This is a genomic window from Desulfolutivibrio sp. (assembly GCF_036584575.1).
In the GTDB taxonomy this organism is placed as follows: Bacteria; Desulfobacterota; Desulfovibrionia; order Desulfovibrionales; family Desulfovibrionaceae; genus Desulfolutivibrio.
Genome location: NZ_JAZHDB010000026.1, coordinates 23,685 through 30,769, shown reverse-complemented (window position 1 = coordinate 30,769; position 7,085 = coordinate 23,685). Strand labels below are relative to the sequence as shown.

Below are 7,085 nucleotides of genomic sequence, written 5' to 3'. Positions count from 1 at the left end.
ACGGGGCGGCAGCCTCGGCTATTGCAGCAACTCGTCCAGCAAGGGGATCAATCGGGCCAGGGCCTTGCCGCGATGGCTGCGGGCGTTTTTTTCTTCCGGCGTCAGTTGGGCGGCGGCGCGGCCGAGGGAGGGATCGAGGAACAGGGGGTCGTACCCGAAACCGCCGTCTCCCTGGGGGGAACGGGCGATGACGCCTTCCCAGGCAGCCTGGGTCTCGGCCCAACGGCCGTCGGGGGTGGTGGCGGCCATGGCGCAGACGAACCGGGCGGCGCGTTTTTCCGGGGGCACGTCGCGCAGGGCGTCCAGGAGTTTGGCGTTATTTACGGCGTCGGTGGCGTTAACGCCGCCGTAGCGGGCGGAATAGACGCCGGGGGCGCCGCCCAGGGCGTCCACGCACAGTCCCGAATCGTCGGCCACGGCGGGCAGCCCGGTGGCGGCGGCCACGGCGGCGGCCTTGAGGCGGGCGTTTTCGGCGAAGGTGGTTCCGGTTTCCGGGATGTCGCCAATGCTTGGAAAATCCGCGAGTCCCTTGACGGTGATGTCGGAGGCGGCGAGCAGGGCGCGCAGTTCGGCGATTTTTCCCTTGTTTGTGGTGGCCAGGACGATGATCTTCTCACTCGGCATGCGGCATGTCCTTTTCCAGGGCGAAAAACGGGGGCAAAAGCAGGGTGACGGTGGTGCCCTGCCCCACCTGGCTCTTGATTTCCACGGAGCCGCCCAGGTCGTCGAGGATTTTTTTGGTCATGGCCAGCCCAAGCCCGGCGCCCTTGTCGCGGGTGCTGAAAAAGGGGTTGAAGACCTGGGCCAGATGCTCCTTGGCGATGCCGTGCCCGGTATCGGCCACGGCCAGGTAGACGCTGCCCCGGCGCATGCCGGTGGTCACGGTCAACCGGCCGCCCTGGGGCATGGCCTCCATGGAATTTTTAATGAGGTTGAGCAGGCATTGCTTGAGCAGTTCCGTGTCTCCCCGGGCCTTGGGCAGGGAGTCGGAGGTGGTGATGGTGATTTCGACCCCTTGTTTGTCCATGCCCATGCGCATGATGTCGAGGGTCTGGCGGACCATGAGGTTTATGTCCACCTCGCCGGGGGTGGCCTGGGTGGGCCGGGAAAAATTGACGATGCTTTTTAAGATGGTATCCAGGCGGTTGGACTCCTGAAGGATGATGGAGACCTTCTCCCGGGCGGCGGCGTCGATGCCCGAGGAACGAAGCAGCGAATTGGCGAATCCGGCGATGGCGAACAGCGGATTGCGGATTTCGTGGGAGATGAACATGGACAATTCGCCGATGGCGGCCAGGCGTTCGGTTTTTTGCAGCCGACGTTCCATGAACACGTCGTGGGTCACGTCGCGGCGGATGATCACCATATGGGCCGGACGCCCCTCGCCGCCCACGGCGTGGGCCACGACCCGAAAGTAGCGCAGGCGGTCCTCGGCGTCCATGCGGGAATATTCGGCGCTGCCCCCCTTGCCGGAAACAAGCGCCGACCAGGGGGACACATCGTCGGAATCGGTTGGACGGAGATTTTGCAGATCGTCGAGCACAGCATCGCAGGAGAGTCCCAGAAGATCTTCCTTGGCCTTGCCCGTGCGTCGCCTGGCGGCGCGGTTGATGTCCTCGACCTTGCCGTCGGGGTCGGCCAGGACCACTTCGGCGTCCAGATGATCGAAGACCGCATCCAGGTAGATGCGGGCCCGGGTCAGGTCCAGGCGGCAGGATTCGCACAGGGAGGCCGTGGTCACGGTGGTTTTGAGCAGCATGGCCGTGCGGCGGTCCATGACCGTGGCCCCGGCCGGAACCGGGGTGTCCGGGGGCAGGCCCTGGCCGGTCAGGTCGATGATGCCGTTGACGTCGGGGGCGGCGGCCAAAAGCGCCGCCAAGGAGGCGTAGACGGGGATGTCCGGGCCGACGCTTATCTGCCCCGGGCCGCCCGGGGCCGCTCCGGCGAAATGGACCTCGGAGAAAATCTCATCCATGCCCGGGCCGCATAAAAAGGAGCAAAACGACTCGATGTCCGGCCCAAGGCCGTACAACGCGATCCGATAAGGCCATCTTGCCGCATCATCCCCTGACATATCCGGCGCTCCGTGGCCGCGCGGCAAGGCCGCGGCCGGTTTTGTCTTTTGGTTTGGGGCATGATAGCCGGGGATGACGCGCCATGCAAGGAACTTGGGGAAACCATGAACCGATCGATAAAAGTCTATTCCATAAGCCTTGGCTGCCCCAAAAACCGGGTGGACGCCGAGGCCGTGCTGGGGTCCATGCCCGGCGGGGTCCGGATCGTGGCCGATCCGGCCCAGGCCGACCTGGTGGTCATCAACACCTGTTCGTTCATCAAGCCCGCCGTGGAGGAGTCGGTGCGGGTGATCCTGGACACGGCCGAGGCCATCCGGGGGCTTTCCCCCCGGCCGAAACTGGCCGTGACCGGATGCCTGCCAGGGCGGTACGGCGAGGAGTTGCGGGCCGGGCTGCCCGAGGTGGACGTGTGGGGGCTGCCGTCGGAGCTGGCGGAGCTGCCCGGACGCCTGATCCGGGCGGTGTCGCCGGACGGCCCGGGGTTGTCGGACCTGCGGCGACCGTTCCCGGGAACCCGGCTTGTCAGCACGCCGCCGGGGTTCGCCTACGTGAAGATCGCCGAGGGCTGCAACCACGCCTGCGCCTATTGCACCATCCCCTCCATCCGGGGGCGGCTGGTCAGCCGTCCGGTTGCGGACATCGTGGCCGAGGCGGCGGGGCTTGTGGCCGGGGGGGCGTCGGAGCTGATCCTGGTGGCCCAGGATCTGACGGCCTACGGCCGGGACATGGGCAAAGGAAAGGGCCTGCGGGAACTCATGGAGGGCCTTTTGCCCCTGCCGGGGCTTTCCCGGCTGCGGCTCATGTATCTCTATCCGTCGGGACTCGACGCCGGGTTTCTGGATTTTCTGGCGGCGGCCGGGCCGCCGCTTCTGCCCTATTTCGACATCCCCTTCCAGCACGCCCACCCGGACGTGCTGCGGGCCATGGGCCGTCCCCGCTCGGATGCGCCCGAGGCCATTGTGGCCCGGGTGCGGCAGCGGTTTCCCGAGGCGGCCATCCGCACCACGTTCATCACCGGCTTTCCGGGCGAGACGCCCCGGCGGTTCCAGGCCGTGCTTGACTTCGTGGCCCGGGAGCGGCTGCACCATGTGGGGGTGTTTCCCTTTTCGCCCGAGGAGGGCACCCGGGCCGTGACCCTGCCGGGAAAGGTCTCCGGGGCCGAGGCCCGGCGTCGGCGCGACGCGCTCATGGAGCTTCAGGCCGAAATCAGCGCCGACATCCTGGCCGGATATGTAGGGCAAACCCTGCCGGTCCTGGTGGATGCGCCGCACCCGGAATGGCCCGGGCTTTTCGTGGGCCGCACATGGTTCCAGGCCCCGGAGGCGGACGGCGTGACCTACGTCAGCGGCCCGGGCGTGGCCCCGGGGAAACTGGTCATGGCCGAGATCGTGGAAAGCAAGGACTACGATCTGGTGGCCCTGGCCGACGGCTGACCGGACGGCGCATCCCCGGCCCCGGCCCCGGCGCTGGCCCCGGTGCTGGCCCCAGAACTGGCGCGGGCCCGCCCGGAGGGCGTCCTGCCCGATCCTGCAAGACCGGCTACCCGCCCGGCCGCTGGCGTGAAAAGGTCAGGCGCGGGATGTAGCGATGCCCGTCCACGGCCTCAAGCCCCGGGACGCTATTATAGGTATGCAGGCTGTCCCCCTGCCCCAGGACGGCGGCCTCGTGACGGGCGACCTCGGTTTCCCGGTAGGCGTAGGGGTTCAGGGTCTCTATTTCAAGGATGGCCAGGGCCCGGCCGTAATGTCCGGAACAGTCCTGGGCCGGGCGGTAGAGACGGCCGCCATGGCGAAAGACCCGCCCGGCCGGGCGGGCGCGGCGCACGTCGGAGACCACGGGATTGCCCGGGTGGGGAACAAACGGCCCCAGGGGCGAATCCGCGTAAAAAACCGACAGTTCGTCCCAGGATGACCCCCCCTCCAGGCGCAGATTGGCCATGAGCCACCAACGTCCCTCGTGCTCGAACAGGGTGGAATCCACCGCCCGCACCCCGGACAAAAGCGTGGCCGCAGGCTCCCATTCCAGGGGAAAGCGCACGGCCCGAAACAGCTCCGCCCGGGCGGCCTGGGCGCTTTCCGGAACCATGTAGACCTCCCCGCCCCATTCGAAGACAAAGGGATAGGACAGGTGGTGCGGGGTGTGCAGGACCGTGTGCGGCGGCCCGAACGTCCCGTCCGGGGCCTGGGTCATGACCGCGATGCTGCCATGGCCCGTGTCCTTGTCGATGTGCTCGAAAAAAAGATGCGTGACCCCGTCACGGACGAAGGGAAAGGGGTCGGCCCAGCCGGAGGCGTCCGGGGGAAAGGCCGGGGTGAAGCCGCCCAGGTCGAAGGGATCGCCTCCGCCCCGGCGCAGGGCCAGAAACCACTGGGGCCGGAAAAAGATGTCCCGCCAGGCCGTGGCCGCAGCACGGCGCGCCAGGCGGGGCAGAAAGCGCAGCATGGCCGCGTCCCCGGGAACGGCGACGGGAGGGGCGACCTCCAGGGGCGTGGCCCGGGCCGCCCAGGCCCCGGGACCGCCGTCTTGGAGCTCGCGCACCATGCGGGGGACGAACCGGGCGGCCGTGACGCAGGCCGGGGCGGCGGTGCGGCCAAGCGACAGGGGGAAGACCGCCGCCGCACTGCGGTAGAGAAGCCGGGGCGGCTGCTGGGCCGTGTGCCAGACGAGCCTGGGCTCCCAGCAAGGGGCCGGATCGGCCAGCGCCGCGAAGGCCTGGACCGGGGCCTGGGAGGCGAAGTCCAGGAAATCGAGAACCAGCAGCCCGTGCCGGAACGCGGCCGGAAGCCCGGGAGGGATTTCCAGGTTGCCCGGGACGATCAGGAGATCCAGGCGGTCCTTTCTGGCGGCGCAGGCCAGTTCATCCGGCCATCCCGGTCGACAGGACAATTCCAGGGCCCGAAGGCCTTCCGGCAGGACCGCCGGGGCGAAGGGGTCCACGGCAACCGGGGTCAACAGTCGGTCCAGGCGCTGATAGAGGGAAAAGAGCAGGCCCGGTTCGCGGCCCGGCCACGGCAGGGAAAAAACCATGGGCGCGACGGACAGGTCGCGCAGGAAGTGCGCAATATCGGCCTGAAAACGCGTGACCCGGTCTCCCGGCAAAAGAATCGCGACGCGCAGGGGGATGATGTTCATAACGTGTGACTTCCGGCTGCGCAAGTCGCGTAGCCATGGTTTGTGGCGAGGGATATTGCCATCACCTATCTGATGTGCTAGGACGCGTGTAACATATGAAAATGGTTTTTAAATTTCTCCAGGGCTGTGTTGGCTGGGCTTGGTTTGCCACGCCATTTGATGACACCGCGCACTTTGAGATGAAACGGATAGGTATCGGATCACAAATTTCTTTCGCCATTTTATTGTGACATAAAGACTGTACCGTATATCGCTTCACGACGACGGTTCAAACAGGGTAAAGTTATTCTTTGACTTTCGTTTTCGGTGCCCAGACAGCCATCACAGCTCATGAAAACAAACACAAACCAGCGCATGCCCCGGGAAAAACGCTTTACGTTCGATTCGTTTTTACTGCCAAATCTCCAAGTCCACAATCAAAACCGATCATGCCGAATACCTTTTGAACAGACTTTCCACCGGCCCATTCGCTTCATGGAACATGATCAACATCCGGCCATATGCACTGTACCAGGTCAGAAATGCTGACTGCGCCTGCCTATTGCGCCGAAAGCGTTGCGTGCACCAGTTGCGGTTCATATTTCCATAAAACACAACGTCTTGCGATAGGATCCTGATATGACGTATGGGACGTGCCCCCCCCCGCAATCGCTCTCCATGCCGGAAACGGCATATGTCACCCTCTGGTTTCCCAAGCCCTCTGAGACGTTCATCTATCGCGAGGCCCAGGTCATGCGGCGCATGGGCATGCCGCTCACGGTCTATGCCATGTACGGCCGCCTGGACAACCACTTAAGTGACGACATGCTGCGCGACGACATCCCGGTGGAACGGATGGGATGCCGACACATCCTGCCCGGGGCCTCGGCCTTTGTCTATTGGTTGAAGCGTCGTCCGGAGGTTTTCAAGCCGCTTATGGCCTCTCTGCTTTTCCGGCGCTGGCGCTGCCTGGAGCAGACCGGGGAGAACTACTGGGCCTGCTATTGCGGCTGCCATCTGGCCCGGCGTTTCGAGGAGACCGGGGTGCGCCACATCCACGCCTGCTGGGCCAATGGCCCGGCCACGGCCGCCTGGGTGGCTTCGGCCCTAACCGGCATCCCCTTCAGCTTCACCGGCCGGGCCGGGGACATCTATCCCGCCGACGGGGCCCTCAAAGAAAAAATCGCCCGGGCCGCCTTCACCCGGGTCGATGCCGCCTTCAACCTCGACTACCTGCGCGGCTTTGCGGACGGACACGACGACAAAATCGTGCTCGTGCGCAACTGCCTGTCCTGGGAAAACTGCCAGGACGCCCCGGCCCCCATGCAGCCGCCCTACCACATCATGGCCCTGTGCCGCTTCGTGCGCACCAAGGGGCTCGACGTGCTTTTGCGGGCCTGCAAGTCCCTGGCGGACGATGGGCTGGATTTTACCCTCACCCTGGCCGGGGCCGGCCCCCAGTGCCTGCCGCTCAAGGCCCTGGCCCGGCGGCTGGGGCTGACGGACCGGGTGCGTTTCCCGGGTTTTGTGCCCCACGATCAGGTGCCCCGGGTTCTGCGCGAGGCGGACGTGTTCGTGACCCCGAGCAAGGTGGTGCAAAGCGGGGATCGCGACGGCCTGCCCACGGTCATCATGGAGGCGCTGATGCACCGGGTGCCGGTGGTGGCCACGGACGTGGGGGGCATCCGGGAAGTGGTGCGCGACGGCGAGACCGGCCGACTTATTCCCCAGTTGGACGTGGAGGCCATGAAACGGGCCATTCTGGACGTGCTGACCCACCGGGACAAGGCCCTGGCCATGGCCGAGCGGGGACGGCAGCTCATCTTGGACTATTACGACTCGGAAAAAAACGCCCGCCGGATGATCGAACTCATCTGCGCCCATTCGGCCTGACGCGGC

At 66.0% G+C, this 7,085-nt stretch carries 5 protein-coding genes; 2 read left to right on the top strand and 3 right to left on the bottom strand.

Translation table 11 applies throughout. The annotated features are described in order from the left end of the window. Positions 1–18: 18 nt before the first annotated feature. Positions 19–624, bottom strand: a complete 606-nt coding sequence (locus tag V3572_RS02120) for an XTP/dITP diphosphatase (protein ID WP_332109319.1) — start codon at positions 622–624, stop codon at positions 19–21. After that, complete coding sequence (locus V3572_RS02115) at positions 614–2,074, bottom strand: two-component system sensor histidine kinase NtrB (protein WP_332109318.1); 1,461 nt, start codon at positions 2,072–2,074, stop codon at positions 614–616. Before V3572_RS02115 ends, V3572_RS02120 begins: the two co-directional genes overlap by 11 nt. Before the next feature lie 105 nt (positions 2,075–2,179). On the opposite strand from V3572_RS02115, the gene rimO reads away from it, so the two are divergent. After that, positions 2,180–3,508 carry a 30S ribosomal protein S12 methylthiotransferase RimO gene (gene rimO / locus V3572_RS02110; protein WP_332109317.1) on the top strand — a complete coding sequence of 443 codons (1,329 nt, stop codon included), beginning with the start codon at positions 2,180–2,182 and terminating at the stop codon, positions 3,506–3,508. Positions 3,509–3,614: 106 nt separating this feature from the next. Here rimO and V3572_RS02105 read toward each other — a convergent pair whose 3' ends face one another. Continuing rightward, a complete protein-coding gene (locus V3572_RS02105) occupies positions 3,615–5,207 on the bottom strand; it encodes a glucosamine inositolphosphorylceramide transferase family protein (protein WP_332109316.1) in 1,593 nt (530 codons plus the stop codon). A gap of 657 nt (positions 5,208–5,864) precedes the next feature. On the opposite strand from V3572_RS02105, the gene V3572_RS02100 reads away from it, so the two are divergent. Next, the gene (locus V3572_RS02100; RefSeq protein ID WP_332109315.1) at positions 5,865–7,079 is read left to right on the top strand and encodes a glycosyltransferase; all 1,215 of its coding nucleotides are present in this window, start codon (positions 5,865–5,867) and stop codon (positions 7,077–7,079) included. Positions 7,080–7,085: the final 6 nt, after the last annotated feature.